Below are 22,050 nucleotides of genomic sequence, written 5' to 3' on the forward strand. Positions count from 1 at the left end.
GTGCGAGACTGGCCTCGAAACATTGAAAAGGAGATCACCATGTCAGACGATCTGCACAACCGCGGCCCTCAGGACCGCTCGCGCATCAGCCTCAGCGAAAAGTGGGAAGTCCAGTATTGGACGAAGGAACTCGGCGTCACCAAGGAAGAGCTGGAGCAGGCCGTGCACGCGGCCGGCAACAGCGCCAACGCGGTACGCCAGCACCTGGGCGTGACGAAGCACTGATCGCCGTTCCCCGCCCGCCCTGTTCCTGACCGCGCGTCCGGTGACAGGGCGGCACGCTGCCGCTGCCACGCTGCGGTACAGCGCCGCAACGACCTGCGCCTCGCCCGAGGCCCTCCTGCCTGGCACGCGCAGGCAGTCCCGCCCCATCCGTTCCCGCCGACGCGCCCCAGGCCCGGCCCAAGCTTACCCGAAAGGAGCCCAATGACTATCCGCGGCTATTTCTCGAACCTCGACATCACCTGGATCAATGCGGCTGTCGCCCTCGGCGCGGCGGTCATCGCCTTCCTCGCCTTGCATGGCGCCGTGGCCCTGTTCCGGCGCCGCCTGAACAAACTCGACGACGCGCGCGCCCACAAACCGATCGTCGAGGTGCTGCGCCACACGCTGGCGCGCACCAGCAACCTGGCGATACTCGCCACCTCCATCCTGATCGGCGTCTCGCTGCTCGACCTGCCGGCGCCGTGGCACGATCGCATCGGCCACCTCTGGTTCATCACGCTCGGCGTGCAGATCGCCATCTACCTGCACCGCGCGATCGCGGTCACGGCGCGGCGCTACTTCCAGGTCCATGGCAAAGGCCTGGAAGACAACCAGGTCACGGTGGCGCACACGCTGGTGATCTGGGCGCTGCAATGGAGCGTCTGGACCATCTTCCTGCTGTCGATGCTGTCCAACCTGGGCATCAACGTCTCGACTTTCGTGGCCAGCCTGGGCATCGGCGGCGTGGCGGTGGCCCTGGCCGTGCAGAACATCCTGGGCGACTTGTTTGCCTCGCTCTCGATCGCGACCGACAAGCCGTTCGAGGTCGGCGATGCGATCTCGGTACCGGAATTTTCCGGCACCATCGAGCACGTCGGCCTGAAGACCACGCGCGTGCGCGCGCTCTCGGGCGAACAGATCGTGATCGCCAACGCCGAACTGCTCAAGAAGGTCGTGCACAACTTCAAGCGCCAGAGCACGCGCAGGGTCCAGTACACGCTTCGCGTCAACCCGACCACCGCGCCCGAGCTGGCCACGCAGATTCCCGAGCGCGTGGCGGCCATCATCACGGCCAAGGACAAGGTCAAGCTGGACCACGTCAACCTGACCACCATGGACCAGAGCTACCTCGAGTACGACATCGTCTACAACCTGACCGATCCGAACTACAGCCTGTTCCTGTCGACCCAGCAGGCGGTGCTGCTGGAAACCATGGCGCTGCTGCGCGAACTGGGTGTCTCGAGCTCGCCGCGGGCGCAGGAATTCCTGGTGCGCGATCCGGGCGCCGCGGGGTCGGGCGCGGGCCCGAACGCGGTCAACGACCCGCGCCACGGCGATCGCGACAACAGCGGAGAAGCCCAGCCGCAGACCCGCCCCGTGCGCTGACAATGATGCGGGGCGGCACGCGCGCGCCGCCGCGCCCAAGGCCCGCCTAGAATCGGACCACGCAACAGACTACGAACCGAACCACAACGCCGCGCCCTGCGCGGACTTCAATGGAGGTGAACATGCTCGACAAAGACGCGCAACTGAACCAGCAACAGCAACAGCAACCGATCGCGCCGCCGGGCCTCGAATCGGAAATGACGCCGAAACCCGACCACGGCGAAACCAGCTACGTCGGCCACGGCCGCCTGAACGGCAAGGCCACGATCATCACCGGCGCCGACAGCGGCATCGGGCGCGCGGTCGCGATCGCGTTCGCGCGCGAAGGCGCCGATGTCCTGATCGCCTACCTGAACGAACACGACGACGCCAAGGAAACCGCGCGCCTGGTCGAGGAAGCCGGCCGCAAGGCGGTGCTGGTCCCGGGCGACATCGCCGAGCCGGCCCAGTGCCGCGCCATCGTCGACCAGGCCATGCAGGCCTTCGGCAAGATCGACGTGCTGGTCAATAACGCGGCGTTCCAGATGACCCACGAATCGATCGAGGACATCCCGGACGAGGAATGGGACCACACCTTCGACGTCAACATCGGCGCCATGTTCCGCATCTGCAAGGCGGCGATCCCGCACATGAAGGCCGGCGGCTCGATCATCAACACCACCTCGATCAACTCGGACAACCCCAAGCCGACGCTGCTGGCGTATGCCGCCACCAAGGGTGCGATCGCCAACTTCACGGCCGGCCTGGCCCAGCTGCTGGGCGAGAAAGGCATCCGCGTGAACTCGGTGGCGCCGGGCCCGATCTGGACTCCGCTGATCCCGTCGACCATGCCGCCCGAGCAGTTCAGGGAATTCGGCAAGCAGACCCCGCTGGGCCGCCCTGGCCAGCCGGTCGAACTGGCCCCGGCCTACGTGCTGCTGGCCTCGGACGAAGCCAGCTACATCTCCGGCGCCCGGCTGCCGGTCACCGGCGGCACGCCGATCCTGTAAGCGCTGCAACCTCGCAAGGCGGCGCCGCTGCGGTGGCCGCCATCGGCGCGCAGCCCTTGCGCAATCCCCTTCCGCATTTCCTTCGCTAGGCGTCGTTCGGCAGCTGCTGCGCGTTGCCCGCCGGCGGCCCCGGCGGCGGCTGGTCCGGCGCCGGCGCCGCGTCCGGATCGTGCCCCTGGCCGGGCGGCGGCCCCTGCGGGCTGTCGGCCGGCGCACCGCCCTCTTCCTGCATGTCACCGCCCTCTTCGATGTCCTCCTCGGGCGCCGGCGGCGGCGCGGCCACCGGCTTGTGGTAGCCCGGGAACGCCGCATCCTTGTCGATCTTGCCGCTGCCCAGCACGTCCTTGAAGAAGTCGCCGACCAGCAGGATCGCGCTGTGGCCGCCCTGGCCCCAGTAGTTCGAACGCATCGTCACGCGATTGTCGTTGAAGCCCACCCAGGAGCCGGCCACCAGGTTCGGGTGCATCATGATGAACCAGGCGTCGGCGTTGTTCTGGGTGGTGCCGGTCTTGCCGGCCACGTCCCCCTGGATCCCGAAGCGGTAGCGGATCGCGGTGCCGGTGCCGCGGTTGATCACACCGCGCATCATGTCCAGCAGCGTCTCGGCGGTCTCCTGCGGCAGCGCGCGTTCCGGCTTTTGCGAGCCGAAATCGGCGATCACCTTGCCTTCGCGGTCGCTGATGCGGCGCACGAACACCGGGCGGCGGTATTCGCCGCCGGAAGCGATGGTGGTGTAGGCGCTGACCATTTCCAGCAGGGTGACCGGGCTCGAACCCAGGCCGATCGACGGCACCGCCTGCAGGCGGCTCTGGCGTACGCCCATGTCGCGCGCCAGCTTGACGATCGGCGCCACGCCGACGTCGCGGATCACCTGGGCGGTGATGGTGTTCTTCGAATAGATCAAGCCGTTGCGCATCGGGATCATGCCGCCGCTGGTGCCGCTCATGTCGGTCGGCCGCCACACGGTGCCGTCGGGGAAGCGCAGCGTGCGCGCGGCGTCGAGGTAGGGGTGGTCCGGCGCGATGCCGGCCTGCAGCGCGGCGGCGTAGACGATCGGCTTGAAGGTCGATCCCGGCTGGCGCGTGGCCTGGGCCACGTGGTCGAACTGCTCGCGCTGGAAGTTGCGGCTGCCGACCCAGGCGCGGATCTCGCCGTTGGTCGGGTCCATCGCGACGAAGCCCGCCTCCAGGTGCGACTTTGCCGCCTTCAGCTGGCGCATGAAGTCGCGGTCGCGCATCAGCGCCTTGAGCGCCGCCGCGGGCTTCTCGCCGCCGTCGATTGCCCGCTTGTACTCGCCCGACTCGCGCACGAACTGCTCCAGCAGGTCCTGGTGCGAGGCCCAGAAGTACTCGAACGGCGTGACGCCGGCGCGCATCGCCATGTAGGTGTCGGTCTGGCTGGCGTTGATCGGCCACGGGTGCGCCCAGTCGACGTCGGCGATCGCCTGCAGCGCGTTGGCCTGCCGCTCCACCGAGGCCAGCGCCGACTGCTGCAGGTCGTAGTCGAGCGTGGTCTGCACCACCAGGCCGTCCTGGGCCAGGTCGACGTCGTTCTTGGCGGCCCAATCGACCAGCCACTTGCGCACGTAGGCGGTGAAGTGGTCGTCCTTGCCGGTGCGTTCCTGCTGGCGCGTGAAATGCACGCCCAGGCGCCGCCCAGCCAGCTGGCGGTAGCGCGCTTCGCTGAACACGCCGGCCTTGAGCATCTGGCCGAGCACCACGTTGCGCCGCGCCAGCGAACGCGCGGGGTTGGTGACCGGGTTGTAGTAGGCGGTGCCCTTGAGCATGCCGACCAGGGTCGCCGCTTCGGTCTCGGACAGCTGGCTGGCCGACTTGTCGAAGTAGGTGCGCGCGGCCATCTCGATGCCGTAGGTGTTGTACAGGAAGGGCACCGTGTTCAGGTAGGCTTCGAGGATTTCCGGCTTGCTGTAGGTGTTCTCGATCTTGAAGGCGGTGATCAGTTCCTTGAGCTTGCGGTTGACGTTGCGCGCGCTGCCGATCTCGGAGGGGAACATGTTGCGCGCCAGCTGCTGGGTGATGGTCGAGCCGCCCTGGGCGTCGCCGTGCAAGTTGGCCAGCACCGCCCCGCCGATGCGCGTGAAGTCGACCCCGTGGTGCTCGTAGAAGCGCCGGTCCTCGGTCGCGATCAGGGCATTGATGACGTTGGGCGACACCTGTGACAGCGACACCTTTTCCTGCAGCCCCTGCTCGAAGCTGGCCAGCTCGCGCCCGTCGCTCGACAGGACCACGGTCGGACGCGCCACGCGCGCCTGCTTGACGTCCGAGATCTTCGGCGTCAGCGGAAACAGGATCGCGACATAGATGGAGAACAGCGCGATGAGCAGCAGGAGCAGCCCGGCGGACACCAGCAGCACGCGCTGCAGCGGGGAGCGGCGCAACAGCTCGCCCCTTGCGCGCGCATACTCGGCGCGCGCACGCGCACCCGCGCGGTCGAGCAAGCGCCGCTCGCGTCCATCCCACTCGTTGCGATCCTGATGGTCATCCACAATCGGTTCCCGTTCTATGACACTCGATGTTAACAATGGCGCAAGTATAGCCGAGCGCGCGCGCCGGCACGGTACGCTAGCGCGCCGCCTCCATGTGCGGGCGCACCGGCTGGCCGCTGCGCAGCATCGCCTCGATTTCGCGCTGCGGCGCGGCGCGCGCGTACACGTGCCCCTGCACTTCGTCGCAGCCGCGCCGCTTGAGGTAGTCGAGCTGCTCCTCGGTCTCGACGCCCTCGGCGATCACGCGCATGCGCAGCCCGCGCGCCAGTTCGATGATCGCCGCGACCAGCGCCGCCCCGTCCTCGCTGGCGGGCAGGTCGCGCACGAAGGAACGGTCGATCTTGAGCACGTCGACCGGGAAGCGGCGCAGGTAGGCCAGGCTCGAGTAGCCGGTGCCGAAATCGTCGATCGAGAGCTGCACGCCCATGTCCTTGAGCTCGATCATCGTCCGGATCGCCCCCTCGATGTCGGACATCACCAGGCTTTCGGTGATCTCGATCTCGAGCGAGCCGGCCGCCAGCCCGGTGTCTTCCAGCACGCGTGCGATCTCGCGCACCAGGTTCGGTTCGGCGAACTGGCGCGCCGACAGGTTCACGGCGATCCGCAGCGGACCGTAGCCGGCATGCTGCCAGGCGCGGTTCTGGCGGCATGCCGTGCGCAGCACCCAGGCGCCGATCGGGACGATCAGGCCGGTTTCCTCGGCCAGCTGGATGAAGCGGTCCGGGTAGATCAGGCCCAGGCTCGGATGGCGCCAGCGGATCAGCGCTTCCAGCCCGACCACCAGGCCGGTCCCCAGTTCGACCTGCGGCTGGTAGTACAGTTCGAACTCGTCCTGCAGCAGCGCGCTGCGCAAGGCCCCTTCCAGCGCCAGCCGGTCGCGCGCGCGCTCGTTCATGGTCGGCGTATAGAACTGCACCGTGTTGCGGCCCAGCTCCTTGGCGCGGTACATCGCCACTTCCGCGTGCTGGATCAGGGTGGCGGCGTCGGCGCCGTCGTTCGGGTAGGCGGCCAGGCCGGCGCTGCCGGTCAGCACCAGCGACTGCCCGGCCAGCTCGAGCGGATGCGCCAGCGCCTCCAGCACGGCGCGCACGGTGTCGGCCGCCTCGCCCTCGCCGGCGCGCCCGGGCAGTACCAGCACGAACTCGTCGCCGCCGGTGCGCGCGACGGTGTCGCTGCGCCCGACCGCCGCGCTGATGCGCAGCGCCGCGGCTTTCAGCAGCGCGTCGCCGGCGCCGTGGCCGAGCGTGTCGTTGACGAACTTGAAGTGGTCCAGGTCGATAGCCGCCACCCACACCTGGCCGCGCCCGCCGGCGAAATTGATGGCGCTGTCGATCCGGTCGTGCAGCAGCGCGCGGTTGGCCAGCCCGGTCAGCGTGTCGAAGCGGGCCTTGGCCTCGAGCTCGAGTTCGTAGCGCTTGGCCAGGGTGACGTCGTACTGGGTCATCACGAAGTGGGTGGTGTGGCCCTCGGGGTCCTTGACCGGGGCGATGTAGACCTCGGCGAACAGGTCGCGCCGGTCGCGGTGGCGCAGGCGCATGCTGGCATGGCCCTCGCGCCGCTCGCGGATCGCGGCGCGCAGCTCGGCCACCGCGACCTGGTCCGGCTCCTTCTCGCCCAGCTCGATCAGGCGCTTGCCGACCGCCTCGGCCGCCGTGAAACCGCGCATGCGCTCGAAGGCCGGGTTGACGTGCACGATCGGGTAGCCGGGCCGGCGCGCGTCGACCAGGATCACGGCGTTGGCGCTGGCGTCGATCGCGCGCCGGTACAGGCGCAGCTCGAGCAGCGCCGCCTTCAGGTCGGCGGTGCGGCGCCCGACCAGCGCTTCCACCCGCTGGCCGCGCACCACGCGGGCGCGTATCCACAGCGCCAGCACCAGGCTCAGCAGGCTGCCCAGCGCCAGCGTCATCAGCGGCGCGGCGCCACCGCCGGCCAGATCGGTCGAGCGCCCCGCCATGCGCAGCTCCCAGGTCTGGCCGGCAAAGGCCAGGCGTCGCGTAGCCCTGAACACCGGGTCGCCCAGCCAGCCGTGCCAGGCCGGGGTGCTACGCTCGTCCAGGCGGTCGATGCGGTACACGCGGCGCGGGCCCTGCTCCGTCGGCCCGAGCAGCTCGACCGCCATGCCGGGCCGCCCGACCAGGTTGGCGCCGGCCAGGTTGCGCTCGGCCAGGTTGGCGGCATCGAGCACCACCGAGACGTCCCCGGCCGGCAGGCCGCGCCGCAGCACCGGCATGGTCAGCACCACGCCCAGGCGCCCCGGGTCCTGCAGCAGCGGCAGCAGCACGGTCGAGGCCGGGCGGCCGCTCGCGAGCGAGCGCAGGAAAGTGCGCGCCTGGACCGGGTAGGACAAGGCGTCGTAGCCGAGCACGTCGGCGTTGGCGAGCAGCGGTTCGATGTAGTCGACCACCAGGTAGCGCGCGCGGCGCGCGGCGCGAACGAGATGGGCGCCCTGGCGCTCGCGGATCGTGTAGCCGGGCGCCAAGCGCGCACGCGCGCGCTCTAAGGCGGCGCGATCCCGGTCCTCGACCAGGCGGTGGAACACCACGGCTTGCAGGTAGGGGTAATTCTGCAGCAAGGGCCGCGCGAAGCGGGCGAAGTCGTCGCGGCCGACTTCCTGGCCATTGAACGCCAGGAACAGCGCGTGGTTGGCGGCCAGCGCGTCGAGCGCCTCGGTGAAGCCGCGCTGGATCGCCGCGACCCGCGTCTCGCCGCGTTGCAGGAACTCGGAACGGGCGCGCTCCTGCTCGGCGTTGCGCACCCCGAACGCGAGCGCAACGCTGAGCCCCACCCCGCCCAGCAGCGCCAGGGCTGCAGCGATTTCGGGTGGCCGCGGACGCAGGCGGCCGAGGCGCGCGATCCATGGTTGCATGCCACATGGTAGCAGACCTGCGCGCCCATAAATACAGGCGCGCGGACAGCGGCGCCGCTTCAGTCGTGCGGCGGCGGCTCGGGCTCGGCCTTGGATTGCGGGATGCGCGCCAGCTGCAGGCGCGCCAGGGTCGGGTACAGCGGCGGGCTGATCGCGCGCGACACACCGAACGAGACCAGTGCGCACGCCATCAGGCTGAGCACCATCGCATGCCCGTCGACCATTTCCATCACGATGATGAAGGCGGTCAGCGGGGCCTGGGTCGCGGCGGCCAGGAAGCCGACCATGCCGAGCGCGATCAGCGCCGGCACCTGGGCGTGGTACAGCGCCAGCGCGACGTCGTTGCCGATCGCCGCGCCAATCGCCAGCGACGGTGCGAAGATGCCGGCCGGGACGCCCGACCAGGTCGTGATCCAGGTGGCGATGAATTTGAACAGCGCGTAGGCGGCCGGCATCGTCGCCGTGCCCTCGACCATGTTGCGCGTCGACGCATAGCCGGAGCCGAAGGTGGCGCCGCCGGTTACCAGCCCGATCGCCGCCACCGCCAGGCCGCAGCCGGCCGCGAACAGCACCGGACGGCGCGCGCGCAAACGGTTCAAACGCTCCGGTCCGCCCGAGAGCGACGCGATCAGCAGGCGCGAGAACAATCCGCCCGCGCCGCCGGCCAGCACCGCGAGCAGCAGGCCGGGCAGCAGCAGCTGCAGGCCGATGTCGGCCGCGTGGATCACGCCGAAGTAAGCGCCGTTGCCGTGCGCCGACACCGCCACCAGGCCGCCCAGCACGATGGCCGCGATGATCAGGCCGCTCGAGCGCTGCTCCGGCGCGCGCGCCAGTTCCTCGATCGCGAACATGACCCCGCCCAGCGGGGTGTTGAAGGCCGCCGCGATGCCGGCCGCGCCGCCCGCCACCAGCAGGCCATGCACGCCGACCGCCGGACCGGTCTTGCCGCCGCCCGGCATCAGGCGGCGTGCCTGCAGCATCACGCCGGCGGCGATCTGCACCGACGGCCCTTCGCGTCCGAGCGACAGCCCGCCGAGCAGGCCGCCGGCGGTCAGCACGATCTTGGCCAGCGACAGCTTGAGCGACACGAACAGCCCGCGCTCGCCCTCGCCCACACGGCGCTCGAGGGTCGCCATCACCTGCGGGATGCCGGAGCCGGCCGCGCCCGGGGCCCAGCGGCGCGTGCACCACACCACCAGCGCGGTGCACAGCGGCGTCCACAGCAGCGGCGCCCAGCTCGCCGCCTGGCGCAACTGGTTGAAATATCCGTCGGCCTGCTCGGCCAGCCAGGTGAAGCCGACCACGATCCAGCCGGCGCCAACCGCCAGCGCCACCACGGCGATGCGTCCGGCCCACAGGCGCCAATCGGCCAGCAGATTGTTTCGGGTCGGTTCCGGGTCGAGATGCATAATGGCCTTCTAGAGGTGCAGTTTCATTTTATTCTGAGGGCGCCGCCGTGCCCTGAGCGGCTGTTTTCCGATATCATCCCGGCATGTCATCATCTTCATCAAATTACAAGTCCGACGACGCAGGCGAAGCGCTTGCGCCACCCGCCAACCGCGTCCTGCGCCAGTTCCGCGTGGTCTTCAATTCGGTCAAGACCCACTTCCGCCAGGTCGAGCGTGAAGCCGGCGTCGGCGGCGCCCAGCTGTGGGCGCTGTCGGTGATCGAGCGGCGCCCCGGCATCGGCGTCACCGAACTGGCGCGCGAACTCGACATCCACCAGTCGACCGCCAGCAACCTGCTCAAGAGCCTGGTCGAACGCGGCCTGGTGGCGACCAGCCGCGAAGGCATGGACCGCCGCAGCGTCGCCCTGCGCATCCAGCCGGCCGGCGCCGACGTGCTGCGCAGCGCGCCGATGCCGTTCACCGGCGTGCTGCCGGACGCCCTGTCCAGCCTGGACCCGGCCACCCTCGACCGGCTCGAAAAGGACCTGGCCAAGCTGATCGCCCTGCTGGCCGCAGACGAGGAAAGCGCCAAGCTGCCGCTGTCGCAGATCTGAACGCGGCGCCCCCGTTTTGACCCGCATTTTCGCGTCCTGAAAAAAATACTCCCGGACATACCGGGAGTAAAGTGAAACAAATCCTCATCGCTGATCGCGGGGGCTGGCAGCAGCCCCGCTCACGCAATCATTGTGCCACTGCCCTGCTTTTTAAGCAAGAGCATTTGCTCAAATATATCAATGGCCGACCTGGGCCACGGCGCAGTGCGAACGGCGACCTTCGAGCGTGCAGGTGTTCATGGTCGCGCCCTTGCGGTCATGAATGATCACTGTCCAGCTGTCCGCTCCGGTGCGCTCCATCGTCATGAAGCCGAAGCCGTCGATCCATGAACTCATCGACGCGACCTCGGCGCCCGGGGCCGGCTGCGTGCCGGGCGGGACCGAAGCCGGCAAGGGCACGATGTCCTCGGCGGTGCCGGCGAAACCGGCCACGAACTGGCTCGGGAAGTCCTGCACGAAGCTGAGCTGCTCCTGCAGGTGCACGTGGCCCGACAGCAGCACCTCGACGTTGGACGGCAGCAGGCGCGGGGTCTTCGCGCCGAACACCTGCAGCAGGCCGGCGTCGCCGCCGAACAGGCGGATCTGCCCAGTCTTTGCGTTGCGCTCGGCGCCGAAGGCATACAGCGGATGGTGGTCGACCGCGATGTTGTGCTCGCTGCGGCGCGCCAGCTCGGCGATGCGCTCCCAGGTCTGCGTGTAGCGGCGAATGCGCACGTCGCCCGGCTTGAAGCCGTGGTAATCGGTGTTGGCGCTGTCGAACACGATCAGTTGCACCCCGCCGCCCAGCGGCACCGCGTACGGGTCGGTGTAGTCGGCCGTGTCGTCGTTTTCCGGCAGGTCGCAGCTGCGTTCCTCGGTATACGGCGTCGGGTCGAGGAAGCGCTGCCAGCCCTGGCCGCCGCGCGTGCAGGTTTCGTGGTTGCCGCGCGCGAACACCCAGGGCGCCGCCGCCAGCAGCGTGCGCGCCGGGGCGAAGAAGTCGGCGTTCCAGGCATCCCAGCCATAGCCGAACGGGCTGCCGGCGCAGCCGGGGTGGTCGGCCGGGCACGGGTCTTCGCGGTAGTGGTAGTCGCCGACGTGGATCACCAGGTCGGGCTTCCAGGCGGCGGCGCTGGCCGCCACGGTCGAGAACGGAAACGCCTGCGGGTCGTTGCAGGCCTGGAAGTCCTTGCCTTTCAGACGGCAACCGGTGTCGCCGACCACGACGATGCGCTTGTAATCGGCCTTCGGCAGCGGCAGCACCCGCCCGGCGATGCTGGCGCGGCGGGTCGCGGCGGGAATCGGCAGCTCGCACGACAGCACGGGATTCGACGCCGGCGTCGCACGCGGCTTGCCGTCGGGACCCGGCGCCAGCGGACGCAGCGGAATCGGCGCGAACGGCGCGCGCACCTGCATCGGCACGCTGCCCCCGTCCAGCTCGATCGACGGGCAGACCGGGGCGACCGTCAGCGCGCGCGCTACCGGGGCGCCGTCCGGGCCGATCATCACGAAGGCCGATGCCAGCGGCGAGTCGGGCGACGATGCCGGCGCACCCGTCAGCCCGGCGCAGCCGGCCAGCAGCGCAGCAAATGCACCCGCGGCGGCACGGCCCAGACGCCGCCGCCAGACGGTCTCGACCTTGCATAAAGGTATGGTATTCGAGGACATGCAGGCTCCGAGGTAAAGTGCGGACTTTACCACATGGTCGATATTGCAACGCGGCATTTATCCTCCATGGGTATAAGCATAGGCGTATTTGTTATTGGCTTGAAAATTTTCAGTCTGTTAAGCTTGCGCCCCCGTCCGGCCGCTCCACGCCGCCGAACCCGAGATTGAACCAACACAGAAAGAACAATATGAGCTTCAAACATCATCGCTCCAACCCGGCGCGCGCCATGCTGGTGTTGTCCCTCATCGGCGCCGCCGTTGCGGCCGCGATGCCAAGCGCCTACGCCCAGCAAGGCATGCAGGGCCAGCCGGCGCCGCAAGCCGCGGCCGACGAACCGCAGACCGTGGTCGTCACCGGCACCCGCTCCCTGAACCGCCGCAGCCTCGATTCCGAGTCGCCCGTGGACGTGATCAGCGGCCGCGAGCTGCAGAGCACCGGCTCGAACGAGCTCTCCACCGTGCTGGGGCGCCTGCTGCCCTCGCTGAACTTCCCGCGCCCGACCGGCGCCGACGCCAGCTCGGCGGTCCGCCCGGCCCAGCTGCGCGGCCTCTCGCCCGACCAGGTGCTGGTGCTGGTCAACGGCAAGCGCCGCCACACCTCGGCCGTGGTCAACGTCAACGGCACCTCGGGGCGCGGCTCGGCCCCGGTCGACCTGAACGCGATCCCGCTGGCGGCGATCGACCACATCGAGGTGCTGCGCGATGGCGCCGCCGCCCAGTACGGCTCGGACGCGATCGCCGGCGTGATCAACATCATCCTCAAGAAGGGGCCGGACGGCGGCGACGTCGAAGCGACCTACGGCAGCTACGACAAGGGCGACGGCCAGCAAAAGACCGTGCGCGGTTCGGCCGGTGTGCGCCTCGGCGACGCCGGCTGGATGCGTGTCGCGGTCGACGCCTCGAACCAGGACTTCACCAACCGCGCCGGCATCGACACCCGCGTGGGCCGCATCACCCAGCGCTACGGCGACCCGGACAGCAAACCACGCAGCCTGTTCCTGAACGGCCAGTACGACATCAACGACAACGTCCAGTGGTACGCCTTCGGCAACTACGGCAAGCGCACGACGTCGGACGCCGCGACCTTCCGCGCCGCCAACGCGCGCGCGCCGCAATACCCGCAGGGTTTCCTGCCGCTGGAAGACAGCTCGTCGAAAGACACGGCGCTGGTGACCGGCCTGCGCGGCGAATGGAACCAATGGCGCTGGGACGCCAGCCTGAACTACGGCCGCAACCGCTTCGAGCTGAACGTCGACGACAGCGCCAACTATGACCTGGGCGCGGCCAGCCAGTCCGGCTTCTACGCCGGCCAGCTGACCTCGACCCAGGAGCTGGCCAACCTCGACATCGCGCGCGACATCCCGGTGTCGTGGATGAGCGGTCCGCTGACCGTGGCCTTCGGCGCCGAGGCGCGCTATGAATCGTACGAGATCGGCGCGGGCGAACCGAATTCCTACTTCGGCGGCGGCGCCCAGGGCTATTCGGGCTTCCGTCCCGAGAACGCCGGCAAGAACAGCCGCCACAACCAGTCGCTGTACGTGAACCTGGAAGGCGACATCACCAAGCAGCTGTCCGGCTCGCTGGCCGCGCGCCAGGAGCACTACAGCGACTTCGGCAACACCACCTCGGGCAAGGCCTCGCTGCGCTACGCGTTCACGCCTGAATTCGCGCTGCGCGGCACCTACTCGAACGGCTTCCGCGCGCCGTCGCTGGCGCAGGAGTTCTACACCATCACCACCACCAACCAGTTGCTGGTGAACGGCACGCAGCAGCTGGTGCAGACCGGCACTTTCCCGGTCAACAGCCCGGCCGCGCGCCTGCTCGGCGCCCAGCCGCTGAAACCCGAGAAAGCGCGCAACCTGTCGCTCGGCGCCCAGTGGCAGCCGACGCGCAACTGGACCACCTCGGTCGACGTGTACCGCATCGACATCGACGACCGCGTGGTGTTCTCGTCCAACCTGCAGCTGAACAACAAGCCGGCCCTGGTCAGCGCCCTGGCCGCGCAGAACGTGCTGGTCGGCGCCGCGCGCTACTTCACCAACGCCGTCGACACCCGCACCAAGGGCGTGGACGTGGTCAGCACCTACCGCCTGAACCTGCCGCAAGGCGCGCGCAGCGACCTGACCCTGGCCTACAACCACAACGACAACGAAGTGCGCCACGTGGCCGACAACCCGGCGCTGCTGGCCGCCCAGGGCCTGACCCTGGTCGACCGCCAGACCGTCAACCGCCTGACGGTCGGTTCGCCGCGCGACAAGCTGAGCCTGTCGGCCGACACCACCTGGGGCAAGTGGAACGGCCGCGTGACCGCGACCCGCTACGGCAGCTTCACGGTGCCGCAGAACGACCCGACCCTGGACCAGACCTACGATCCGGCCTGGACGCTCGACCTGGCGGCGAACGTACGCGTGACCCAGGCCTGGCGCGTGACGCTGGGCATCGACAACGCCACCAACCGCTATCCGGCCCAGGTGCGCTCGCCGGGCACCACCAACTTCAACGTCTACGGCACCGAGCCGTACAGCGTCTGGACGCCGTATGGTTTCAACGGCCGCTTCTACTACGCCAAGGTGGGCTACTCCTGGTAATCCGCAAGCGCGGGTTGCATTCGAACGGCAGTGTGCGCCAACGGCCCGCTGCCGTTTTTTTACACGCGCGGCGGATTGGTCTCGCGCGCATGCACCTTGTGCCGCGCCAGCGCCGCCTTGAAGGTCGCCAGCGCCGCCGCAGCGATGTTGTTGCCCACCAGGTCCCAGTTGCCTTCGTCCGTACAGAACTTGACGGCAAAGCCGCGCACGTCGCGCGCCGTGTCGGCCGAGCCGCGCGCGTGCACGACGCGCCCGGGGATGCGCTCGTGGTCAAAGTGCATGATCTTTTCGCGCAGGATGAAGTCTTCCAGCGCGGTCGGTCCGTTGAGGCGCTACAAAGGAAGCGAACGCCGCGCTCGCGGCCGCCCGGCCGGGACGGGATCAGGAGTGGTCATGGAAATAGAAGTGAGTGACGCGCTGTTCGTCGGCATCGTACCAGCCGTCGAAGAAGCAGGCGGGGCCGTCGGCGACCACCACAGGCTGCTCGACCAGGTCCCGCTCGGTCATGAACATGGTCCGGCAGTACCCCGAGACCAGCACGATGCGATGGCGGTACTGGACCACGCCCCGATATCCGATCCGGTAATTGTCCAGCGGGCGCCGGGCCTTCTGTCCGATCAGCGCGCGCATCCGCTCGACGACGTCGGGCGTGACTTCCCATGCGCTGGAACGCACCGCATACCAGCCGGGCGCCGCCTCGTTCGGGCGCAAGGGGCCGTCGTACGGCGGCGGTTCGGGGATCGGTTGCGGATGAACGAAGCCGGGTGGGAATGCCTGGGCGAGCACCACATGGGGAAGCGGCGCGCACGACAGCGCCGACAGGAGCGCGAACAGAATATGGGCGCGTGGACGCATGCGTGGCAAGGATGGGTTGGCGAATGCGCCGTCAAGCATCGCAGCCCTATTTGACCCGCTGTTTCTCAAGCTTGCGCGCCAGCGTGCGCCGGTGCATGCCCAGCCGCCGCGCCGCTTCGGAGATATTGAAATCGGTCTCGGCCAGCACCGCGTGGATGTGCTCCCACTCGAGCGTCTTGACCGAGGTGGTGCGGTTGGTCAATTCGAGGTCGGTATTGCCGGCCACGTGGCCGAAGGCGGCTTCGATGTCGTCGGTGTTGGACGGCTTGGCCAGGTACTGGCAGGCGCCCAGCTTGATCGCCTCGACCGCCGTGCCGATGCTGGCAAAGCCGGTCAGGACCACGATCTGCATCTCCGGGTCGTGCTGGTGCAGCAGCTGGACGCAGGCCAGGCCCGAACTGTTGCCCTTGAGTTTCAAGTCGACCACGGCGTAGCCGGGGCTGTGCGCCTTGAGCAGCTCGACAGCCTCGTCCAGGCCGGGCGCCTGCAGCACCGTGTAGCCGCGCCGTTCGAACGAGCGGCCGAGCGTGCGCGCGAAGGCGTCGTCGTCCTCGACGATCAGCAGCAGGCGTTCTTCGTCGTGGTCGTCGTGGTCGCCGTGGGAAAGATCTTCGTTATCGGACATCTCTGACTCTGCATTTCCTATCCTGACATTATCGCCGATTGCGCGAAGCCGTTGGCCGCCACTTGTCAGGCGCAGAGCAATTTGTCTTTGCGACAATGTTTCTATACACTCATCCTTGACCGCCACCAGCACAAGGATGCACCGATGAATCCCATCAAGCTGTTGTTGTCTCTCACGCTGCTCTGCGCCTCCGCCCTCGCCAGCGCCGGCCCACAGAGCGTCGATCCGCTGCTCGCCGAGATCGACGCCCACGAGGCGCAGCGCTTCGCGCGCCTGATGGAGAACGGCGCCGTGCCGGACGCGGCGGCGCTGCAACGCGGCTACCTGGACGGCGCCGGCGCCGGCATCAGGATCTTCACCCCGATGCGCATCGTCGACGCCAAGAAACTGGCGAAAGCGGTGGCCGCCGCGCCCGAGACCTACCGCTATGCGATCCGGAACTGCCTGCCGCGCCTGCCTGCGCTGCGCAGCGACCTGCGCGCGATCTACCTCGGCTTCGCCGGCCTGCTGCCCGAGCGGCCGCTCCCGTTGATCGAAGTCGTGTTCGGGGCTGGGAATTCGGGCGGCACCGCCGACGTCGGCGAACAGGTGATCGGCCTGGAAGTCGTGTGCCCGCCCGGTACGACGGTCGAGCAGTTCCGCACCAGCATGCGCGGCTTTTTCGCCCACGAGACCGTGCACACCTGGCAGGACGACGAAACCCCGGAAGCGCTGGCCGACCCGCTGCTCGGCGCAGCCTTGCGTGAAGGCGTCGCCGACTACCTCGCCGCTCTGGTCACCGGCGAGATCCCGCGCTTGGACCGCGACGCGTGGGCGCGCGGACGCGAGGCCTGGCTGTGGCAGGAATTCGAGCGCGACCGCCAGGCCATGCTGGCCGAGCCGGACAGCGTCAGGCATCCGATGGACAGCAAGCGCTTCCGGCGCTGGTTCGCCAATTGCCACGGCAACTCGGGCGACTGGCCGTGCGAGGCCGGTTATTGGGTAGGGATGCGCATCGCCGAAGCCCACGTGGCGAATGCAAAGGACAAGCATGCGGCGATCCGCGAACTGATCCTGCTGCGCGATCCACGCGCGATCCTGAAGGCGAGCGGCTACAAAGGCTGAGCAGCGGGGCCGACAAATGAGGCCTGAGAAGCGAGGCCTGAGAAGCGAGGCCCGAAAAGCGAGGCGGAGCAGCGCTCAGCCGCGCGCCAGCGCGATCGCCGACAGCGGCAGGCGCAGGCGCACCTCGGCGCCGCCCTCGGGCCGGTTGCTGGCCGCCACCGCGCCGCCCAGCGTGCGCGCCACGTTCACCACCAGGAACAGCCCGAGGCCGCCGCCCGCCCTGCCCTTGCTCGACTGGTAAGGCTTGCCGAAGCTGGCCAGCATGGCCGGGGCGAAGCCGGGGCCGCGGTCGCGCACGCACAAGAGCAGCGTATCGTCCTCGACCACGGCTTCGAGGCCGACCCAGGCGGGCGAGGCTTCGAGCGCGTTGTCCAGCACGTTGTCGATCATCTGGCGCAGCGCCTCGTCGAACGCCACCGGCAAGTCCTGCTCGATGCGGTTGAGGTATTCGAAGGCCTGCACCGGCCGGGTATCCTGCCAATCCTCGACCAGGTCGTCGAGAAAGCCGCGGATGGTGGTCGGCGCCGCCGATTCGCCACGCGCTTCGCCGGCCGACAGCAGGATGCCGCTGACGATCGACTTGCAGCGCTTGAGCTGGGTCTGCATCTCTTCCAGCTCTTCCAGCAATTCCGGGTCGCCGCGGAAGGCCGGCATGCGCTTCCAGTCGCCGAGGATCACCGAGACGGTGGCCAGCGGCGTGCCCAGCTCGTGCGCGGCGCCCGAGGCCAGCAGGCCCATGCGCACGATGTGCTCTTCCTCGGCCGCGCGCTGGCGCAGGTCGGCCAGCTGGGCCGCCTTGCCGCGCAGCGTAGTGCTGATGCGCGAGATGAACACCACCAGCAGCGCCGCATTCAGGATGAAGCAGATCAGCATGCCCTGCACGTACAGGCTGCCGATGCCGCGCGCGTGGTCGAACGGCAGCGCCAGCGGCTTGGCGAACGCCGCCAGGCCGGCCAGGCAGGCCAGCGTGATGGCGACGATGGTCCAGGTCGACCAGGCTTCCAGCAGCACCGCCGACAGGATCACCTGCAGCAGGTAGAGGAAGGCGAAGGGATTGGTCATGCCGCCCGACAGGTAGAGCTGCATGGTCAGGCTGGCGACGTCGACCAGCAGCGCCAGGAACAGTTCGTTGTTGGTGACCGGGCGGTGTTCGTGCCAGCGCAGGTGGCTGGCGACGTTGAAGGCGATCAGGCAGGCCAGTACCTCGAGCATCTGCACCAGCGGCAGGCGCACGTCGAACACCAGGATGGCTCCGGCGATGGTGGTGATCTGGCCGATCACGGCGATCCAGCGCAGCTCGATCAGCTGCAGCATGTTCTTGTGGCCGGCGACGTATTCGACGTCGGCCTCGAGCGCGGTGGTGCGCGGGGTCGCGGCCGCGCCGGGCGCGGCCTCGCTATTGTTCAGTTCGATCGTATCGCTCATCGTTTCCCTTGCCCGGGCGGCCACGCACGATCCACCAGAACGCGCCGGCCACCATCAAGGCCAGAGCATACCAAGTGATCGCATACACGAGGTGGCTGTTGTGGAAGGAAACGACGGTCAGGCCGCCTTGCGGCTGGTCGGGCGAACCTGGTGGGTTCTGCCCGGCGCCGGCGTCGACGAAAAACGGCGCCGCCTGAGGGATGTTGCGGGCCGCCTTGATGGCGGCGACGTCGCGCGAGTACCAGCGGTTTTCTTGCGGGACGTTGGTGCGCATGAGCGGGCCATGCTCGCTGGTGCGCAGCAGGCCGCTTACGCTCGCGCCCGCCTGCCCACGCGCACGCGCGCATGGGTCCGCGTCCGCGCGCATGGGCGCATAACGCGTCGGCGCGCCCAGCTCGGCCGGGATGAAGCCGCGGTTGACGAGGACGATATTGCCATCGAGCAGACACATCGGCGTAAGCAGCCAATAGCCGCTGCCGGCTTCGGTGAGCGCCTGGACGGGGGTGGTGAGATCGTAGAGATAGACGCCGGACAGCAGGATGCGCCGGTATTCGTCGGATTCGGAGGTGATTGCACGCCAGTGCGACGCCGCGGGGGGCGCCGCCGGAGCGGCTTTCAGTCGCGCGTCGACACGCGCGATGAGGTCCAGTTTCCATTGCAGGCGATATACCTGCCATGTCCCCAGACCCGCGAACAACACGATCAGCAGCAGCGCCAGGGCTGCCAGGAACGGGCTGACGCCCTTGCGCCGGGATGCGTCCGGCGCTGCCGCTCGATCGTCTACTGCCATTTACTGCCGCACTTATTGCATGTCGTGCATGCCGTGCACGGACCCGCCATCGTTGCTCATGTTCGGCATCATGTTGGCATTCATGTGGTACATGACCCAGATCGAGCCGGTCAGCACGATGAACAGCAGGATGATGGTCAACAGCATGGCCATCATGTTCCAGCCGCCTTCCGACTTCGAGTTCATGTGCAGGAAGTAGATCATGTGCACGACGAACTGCACGGCGGCGAAGCCGATGATGACGAACTTGGTCGTGCCCGGCGCGAGCTGGTGGGTCATCACCAGCCAGAACGGGATCGCGGTCAGGATCACCGACAGCACGAAGCCGATCATGTAATCCTTCATGCTGCCGTGGGCTTCCAGGTGGTCGTCGTGGTCGATGTGGCCGTGACCGTGATCGTGGCCGTGTGCGTGGTGTTGGGCGCTCATGGCAGGACTCCCATCAGGTAGACAAAGGTGAACACGCCGATCCAGATCACGTCCAGGAAGTGCCAGAACATCGACAGGCAGGCCAGGCGGCGGTAGTTGGCGCCGGTGACGCCGTGCTTGCCGACCTGGACCATCAGGGTGACCAGCCACACGATACCGAAGGTCACGTGCAGGCCGTGGGTGCCGACCAGCGAGAAGAACGCGGTCAGGAAGCCCGAACGCCACGGACCGTTGCCCTCGAGGATCAGGTTGTGGAATTCCTGCAGCTCCAGGAACAGGAAGCACAGGCCGAAGATGCCGGTGACAGCCAGCCACAGCTGCGTGCCGCCGACGCTCTTCTTCTGCGCGGCCAGCATCGCGAAGCCGTAGGTGATCGACGAAAACAGCAGGAACGCGGTGTTCAGCGCGACGGTCGGCAGTTCGAACACTTCCGCGCCCGACGGACCGCCTGCGTAGTTGCGGCCCAGGACGGCATAGGTCGCGAACAGGCAGGCGAAGATGAGGCAGTCGCTCATCAGGTAGATCCAGAAACCGAGCAGCGTGCCGTTTTCCGGGTGGTGTTCAACCGCGTAGTAACGCTGGCTGATGTCAGCGCTCGCGGCGCTGACGGGGATGGTGGTGGCTTTAATCTCAGACATGGGCTTCGAGCATCCGGGTGCGAGCTTCTTCCGTGCGGGCGACTTCTTCCGCCGGGATGTAGTAATCGCGTTTGTAATCAAAGGTGTGGTAGATGGCGACGGCGATCATCGCGACGAACGACACGCCGACCAGCGCCCACATGTGCCAGATGATGCCGAACGCCATAATGGCGGAGATCGCAGGGATCACCGGACCGGCCCAGGTGTTCTTCGGCATGTGAATCGGCACGTAGCCTTGCAGCGGACGCTGGTAGCCGGCCTTCTTCATGTCGGCGTAGGCGTCGTTGTCATGCACGACCGGGGTGAACGCGAAGTTGTAGTCCGGCGGCGGCGACGAGGTGGCCCACTCCAGGGTACGGCCGCCCCACGGGTCGCCGGTCACGTCGGCCAGTTCCTTGCGCTTCCAGATCGAGTAGCCGATCTGGATGACCTGGCAGGCGATACCGGCGGCGATCATCAGGGTGCCGAACAGCGAGACGCGGAACAGCCAGTGGATCGACGGGTCGTCGAAGTGGCTCATGCGGCGGGTCACGCCCATGAAGCCCAGGATATACGGCGGGATGAAGGCGAACCAGAAGCCGATCGCCCACAGCCAGAACGAGCGCACGCCCCAGGTACGGTCCAGCTTGAAGCCGAACATCTTCGGCCACCAGTAGTTCAGGCCGGCAAACAGGCCGAACAGCACGCCGCCGATGATGACGTTGTGGAAGTGGGCGATCAGGAACAGCGAGTTGTGCAGCACGAAGTCGGCTGGCGGGACCGCCAGCATCACGCCGGTCATGCCGCCGATGATGAAGGTGATCATGAAGGCGACGGTCCACATCATCGGCAGTTCGTAGCGGATGCGGCCCTTGTACATCGTGAACAGCCAGTTGAAGATCTTGGCGCCGGTCGGGATCGAGATGATCATCGTGGTGATGCCGAAGAACGAGTTCACGCTCGCGCCCGAACCCATCGTGAAGAAGTGGTGCAGCCACACGAGGTAGGACAGGACCATGATCACGACGGTCGCGTAGACCATCGAGGTGTAGCCGAACAGGCGCTTCGAGCAAAACACGCCGACGACTTCCGAGTAGATGCCGAACGCCGGCAGGATCAGGATGTACACCTCCGGGTGGCCCCAGATCCAGATAAGGTTGACGTACATCATCGAGTTGCCGCCCAGCTCATTGGTGAAGAAGTGGGTGTCGAACAGACGGTCCAGGCCCAGCATGGCCAGGGTGGCGGTCAGGATCGGGAAAGCCATCACGATCAGGATGTTGGTGCACAGCGCGGTCCAGGTGAACACCGGCATCTTCATCAGGTCCATGCCCGGGGCGCGCATCTTGATGATGGTCACGACCAGGTTCACGCCCGACAGCAAGGTGCCGACACCCGCCACCTGCAGCGACCATATGTAATAGTCGACGCCGACGTCCGGACTGGCCAGGATGCCCGACAGCGGCGGGTACGCCAGCCAGCCGGTGCGTGCGAATTCACCGACGAACAGCGACGCCATCACCAGCAGCGCGCCGAAGGTGGTCATCCAGAACGAGAAGTTGTTCAGGAACGGGAACGCGACGTCGCGCGCACCGATCTGCAGCGGCACCACGTAGTTCATGAAGCCCGTCACCAGCGGCATCGCCACGAAGAAGATCATGATCACGCCGTGGGCGGTGAAGACCTGGTCGTAGTGGTGCGGCGGCAGGAAGCCGTGCGAATCGCCGAACGAGAACGCTTGCTGCGTACGCATCATGAGCGCGTCGGCGAAGCCGCGCAGGAACATGATACCGCCCAGCACCATGTACATGATGCCGATTTTCTTGTGGTCGATGCTGGTGAACCACTCTTTCCAGAGATAGCCCCACAGACGGTATTTGGTGAGCAGGCCGAGGACAACGAGTCCCCCCACCGCCACCATCGCAAAGGTTGCGAGCAGGATCGGCTCATGGAGGGGAATCGCTTCCCAGCTGAGCCGGCCGAAGATCAACTTCGTCAGGTCTAATTGGTCGTGCAT

Annotated in this window: 17 protein-coding genes and 1 pseudogene; 6 read left to right on the forward strand and 12 right to left on the reverse strand. The window is 67.8% G+C overall.

Annotated elements, in window-relative coordinates; all coding sequences use genetic code 11:
- The first annotated feature begins 39 nt into the window (after positions 1 to 39).
- From FA90_RS06825 to FA90_RS06835, 3 genes are all read left to right on the forward strand, one after another.
- Positions 40 to 225, forward strand: coding sequence for a DUF3606 domain-containing protein (locus FA90_RS06825; RefSeq protein WP_036167230.1), 186 nt, complete (start codon positions 40 to 42; stop codon positions 223 to 225).
- A gap of 201 nt (positions 226 to 426) precedes the next feature.
- The gene (locus tag FA90_RS06830; RefSeq protein WP_051971521.1) at positions 427 to 1,590 is read left to right on the forward strand and encodes a mechanosensitive ion channel family protein; all 1,164 of its coding nucleotides are present in this window, start codon (positions 427 to 429) and stop codon (positions 1,588 to 1,590) included.
- 122 nt (positions 1,591 to 1,712) lie between these two features.
- Complete coding sequence (locus tag FA90_RS06835) at positions 1,713 to 2,579, forward strand: SDR family oxidoreductase (protein ID WP_036174547.1); 867 nt, start codon at positions 1,713 to 1,715, stop codon at positions 2,577 to 2,579.
- An 85-nt stretch (positions 2,580 to 2,664) separates the two neighbouring features.
- On the opposite strand, the gene FA90_RS06840 is transcribed toward FA90_RS06835, so the two are convergent.
- The 3 genes from FA90_RS06840 to FA90_RS06850 form a co-directional block, all read right to left on the reverse strand.
- A complete protein-coding gene (locus FA90_RS06840; protein WP_051971522.1) occupies positions 2,665 to 5,085 on the reverse strand; it encodes a penicillin-binding protein 1A in 2,421 nt (806 codons plus the stop codon).
- A gap of 76 nt (positions 5,086 to 5,161) precedes the next feature.
- Positions 5,162 to 7,951, reverse strand: a complete 2,790-nt coding sequence (locus FA90_RS06845) for an EAL domain-containing protein (RefSeq protein WP_036167232.1) — start codon at positions 7,949 to 7,951, stop codon at positions 5,162 to 5,164.
- Positions 7,952 to 8,010: 59 nt separating this feature from the next.
- Positions 8,011 to 9,360 (reverse strand): chloride channel protein, encoded by a 1,350-nt coding sequence (locus tag FA90_RS06850; RefSeq protein ID WP_036167234.1) that lies wholly within the window; start codon positions 9,358 to 9,360, stop codon positions 8,011 to 8,013.
- 83 nt (positions 9,361 to 9,443) lie between these two features.
- Between FA90_RS06850 and FA90_RS06855 the strand changes: the two genes are divergently transcribed.
- Entirely contained in the window at positions 9,444 to 9,953 is a 510-nt protein-coding gene (locus FA90_RS06855) for a MarR family winged helix-turn-helix transcriptional regulator (RefSeq protein ID WP_036167236.1), read from the forward strand.
- A 177-nt stretch (positions 9,954 to 10,130) separates the two neighbouring features.
- Here FA90_RS06855 and FA90_RS06860 read toward each other — a convergent pair whose 3' ends face one another.
- Complete coding sequence (locus FA90_RS06860; protein ID WP_081933702.1) at positions 10,131 to 11,600, reverse strand: metallophosphoesterase; 1,470 nt, start codon at positions 11,598 to 11,600, stop codon at positions 10,131 to 10,133.
- 188 nt (positions 11,601 to 11,788) lie between these two features.
- On the opposite strand from FA90_RS06860, the gene FA90_RS06865 reads away from it, so the two are divergent.
- Positions 11,789 to 14,188 (forward strand): TonB-dependent siderophore receptor, encoded by a 2,400-nt coding sequence (locus FA90_RS06865; RefSeq protein WP_036167239.1) that lies wholly within the window; start codon positions 11,789 to 11,791, stop codon positions 14,186 to 14,188.
- Positions 14,189 to 14,331: 143 nt separating this feature from the next.
- Here the strand turns inward: FA90_RS06865 and FA90_RS25535 are convergent.
- The 3 genes and pseudogenes from FA90_RS25535 to FA90_RS06880 all read right to left on the reverse strand — a co-directional run.
- A pseudogene (locus tag FA90_RS25535) lies at positions 14,332 to 14,517 on the reverse strand (catalase); the annotation flags it as partial.
- A gap of 52 nt (positions 14,518 to 14,569) precedes the next feature.
- A complete protein-coding gene (locus tag FA90_RS06875; protein ID WP_036167246.1) occupies positions 14,570 to 15,043 on the reverse strand; it encodes a hypothetical protein in 474 nt (157 codons plus the stop codon).
- A gap of 46 nt (positions 15,044 to 15,089) precedes the next feature.
- The gene (locus FA90_RS06880) at positions 15,090 to 15,668 is read right to left on the reverse strand and encodes a response regulator transcription factor (RefSeq protein ID WP_051971523.1); all 579 of its coding nucleotides are present in this window, start codon (positions 15,666 to 15,668) and stop codon (positions 15,090 to 15,092) included.
- Positions 15,669 to 15,812: 144 nt separating this feature from the next.
- Here FA90_RS06880 and FA90_RS06885 point away from each other — a divergent pair, with 144 nt between their 5' ends.
- A complete protein-coding gene (locus FA90_RS06885) occupies positions 15,813 to 16,772 on the forward strand; it encodes a hypothetical protein (RefSeq protein WP_051971524.1) in 960 nt (319 codons plus the stop codon).
- Between the two features lie 75 nt (positions 16,773 to 16,847).
- Here FA90_RS06885 and FA90_RS06890 read toward each other — a convergent pair whose 3' ends face one another.
- From FA90_RS06890 to cyoB, 5 genes are read right to left on the reverse strand one after another with little or no spacing between them, the layout of a single operon-like run.
- Entirely contained in the window at positions 16,848 to 18,197 is a 1,350-nt protein-coding gene (locus FA90_RS06890; protein WP_036167248.1) for an ATP-binding protein, read from the reverse strand.
- On the reverse strand, positions 18,169 to 18,987 hold the full coding sequence (locus FA90_RS06895; protein WP_036167251.1) for an SURF1 family protein: 819 nt from the start codon (positions 18,985 to 18,987) through the stop codon (positions 18,169 to 18,171). Before FA90_RS06895 ends, FA90_RS06890 begins: the two co-directional genes overlap by 29 nt.
- Positions 18,988 to 18,999: 12 nt before the next feature.
- Positions 19,000 to 19,416, reverse strand: coding sequence for a cytochrome o ubiquinol oxidase subunit IV (cyoD, locus tag FA90_RS06900; RefSeq protein WP_036167255.1), 417 nt, complete (start codon positions 19,414 to 19,416; stop codon positions 19,000 to 19,002).
- Entirely contained in the window at positions 19,413 to 20,054 is a 642-nt protein-coding gene (gene cyoC, locus FA90_RS06905) for a cytochrome o ubiquinol oxidase subunit III (protein ID WP_036167258.1), read from the reverse strand. The genes cyoD and cyoC overlap by 4 nt, the downstream gene beginning before the upstream one ends.
- Positions 20,047 to 22,050, reverse strand: a complete 2,004-nt coding sequence (cyoB, locus tag FA90_RS06910) for a cytochrome o ubiquinol oxidase subunit I (protein ID WP_036167262.1) — start codon at positions 22,048 to 22,050, stop codon at positions 20,047 to 20,049. The genes cyoC and cyoB overlap by 8 nt, the downstream gene beginning before the upstream one ends.

This window comes from Massilia sp. 9096, from assembly GCF_000745265.1.
Classification (GTDB): Bacteria; Pseudomonadota; Gammaproteobacteria; order Burkholderiales; family Burkholderiaceae_D; genus Telluria.

What these genes read in the sequence shown, in the direction of transcription:
- FA90_RS06825 (WP_036167230.1), top strand. Translation starts at nt 40, where the DNA reads ATGTCAGACGATCTGCACAACCGCGGCCCTCAGGACCGCTCGCGCATC.
- FA90_RS06830 (WP_051971521.1), top strand. Translation starts at nt 427, where the DNA reads ATGACTATCCGCGGCTATTTCTCGAACCTCGACATCACCTGGATCAAT.
- FA90_RS06835 (WP_036174547.1), top strand. Translation starts at nt 1,713, where the DNA reads ATGCTCGACAAAGACGCGCAACTGAACCAGCAACAGCAACAGCAACCG.
- FA90_RS06845 (WP_036167232.1), bottom strand. Translation starts at nt 7,951, where the DNA reads ATGCAACCATGGATCGCGCGCCTCGGCCGCCTGCGTCCGCGGCCACCC.
- FA90_RS06850 (WP_036167234.1), bottom strand. Translation starts at nt 9,360, where the DNA reads ATGCATCTCGACCCGGAACCGACCCGAAACAATCTGCTGGCCGATTGG.
- FA90_RS06855 (WP_036167236.1), top strand. Translation starts at nt 9,444, where the DNA reads ATGTCATCATCTTCATCAAATTACAAGTCCGACGACGCAGGCGAAGCG.
- FA90_RS06860 (WP_081933702.1), bottom strand. Translation starts at nt 11,600, where the DNA reads ATGTCCTCGAATACCATACCTTTATGCAAGGTCGAGACCGTCTGGCGG.
- FA90_RS06865 (WP_036167239.1), top strand. Translation starts at nt 11,789, where the DNA reads ATGAGCTTCAAACATCATCGCTCCAACCCGGCGCGCGCCATGCTGGTG.
- FA90_RS06875 (WP_036167246.1), bottom strand. Translation starts at nt 15,043, where the DNA reads ATGCGTCCACGCGCCCATATTCTGTTCGCGCTCCTGTCGGCGCTGTCG.
- FA90_RS06880 (WP_051971523.1), bottom strand. Translation starts at nt 15,668, where the DNA reads ATGTCCGATAACGAAGATCTTTCCCACGGCGACCACGACGACCACGAC.
- FA90_RS06885 (WP_051971524.1), top strand. Translation starts at nt 15,813, where the DNA reads ATGAATCCCATCAAGCTGTTGTTGTCTCTCACGCTGCTCTGCGCCTCC.
- FA90_RS06890 (WP_036167248.1), bottom strand. Translation starts at nt 18,197, where the DNA reads ATGAGCGATACGATCGAACTGAACAATAGCGAGGCCGCGCCCGGCGCG.
- FA90_RS06895 (WP_036167251.1), bottom strand. Translation starts at nt 18,987, where the DNA reads ATGGCAGTAGACGATCGAGCGGCAGCGCCGGACGCATCCCGGCGCAAG.
- cyoD (WP_036167255.1), bottom strand. Translation starts at nt 19,416, where the DNA reads ATGAGCGCCCAACACCACGCACACGGCCACGATCACGGTCACGGCCAC.
- cyoC (WP_036167258.1), bottom strand. Translation starts at nt 20,054, where the DNA reads ATGTCTGAGATTAAAGCCACCACCATCCCCGTCAGCGCCGCGAGCGCT.
- cyoB (WP_036167262.1), bottom strand. Translation starts at nt 22,050, where the DNA reads ATGCACGACCAATTAGACCTGACGAAGTTGATCTTCGGCCGGCTCAGC.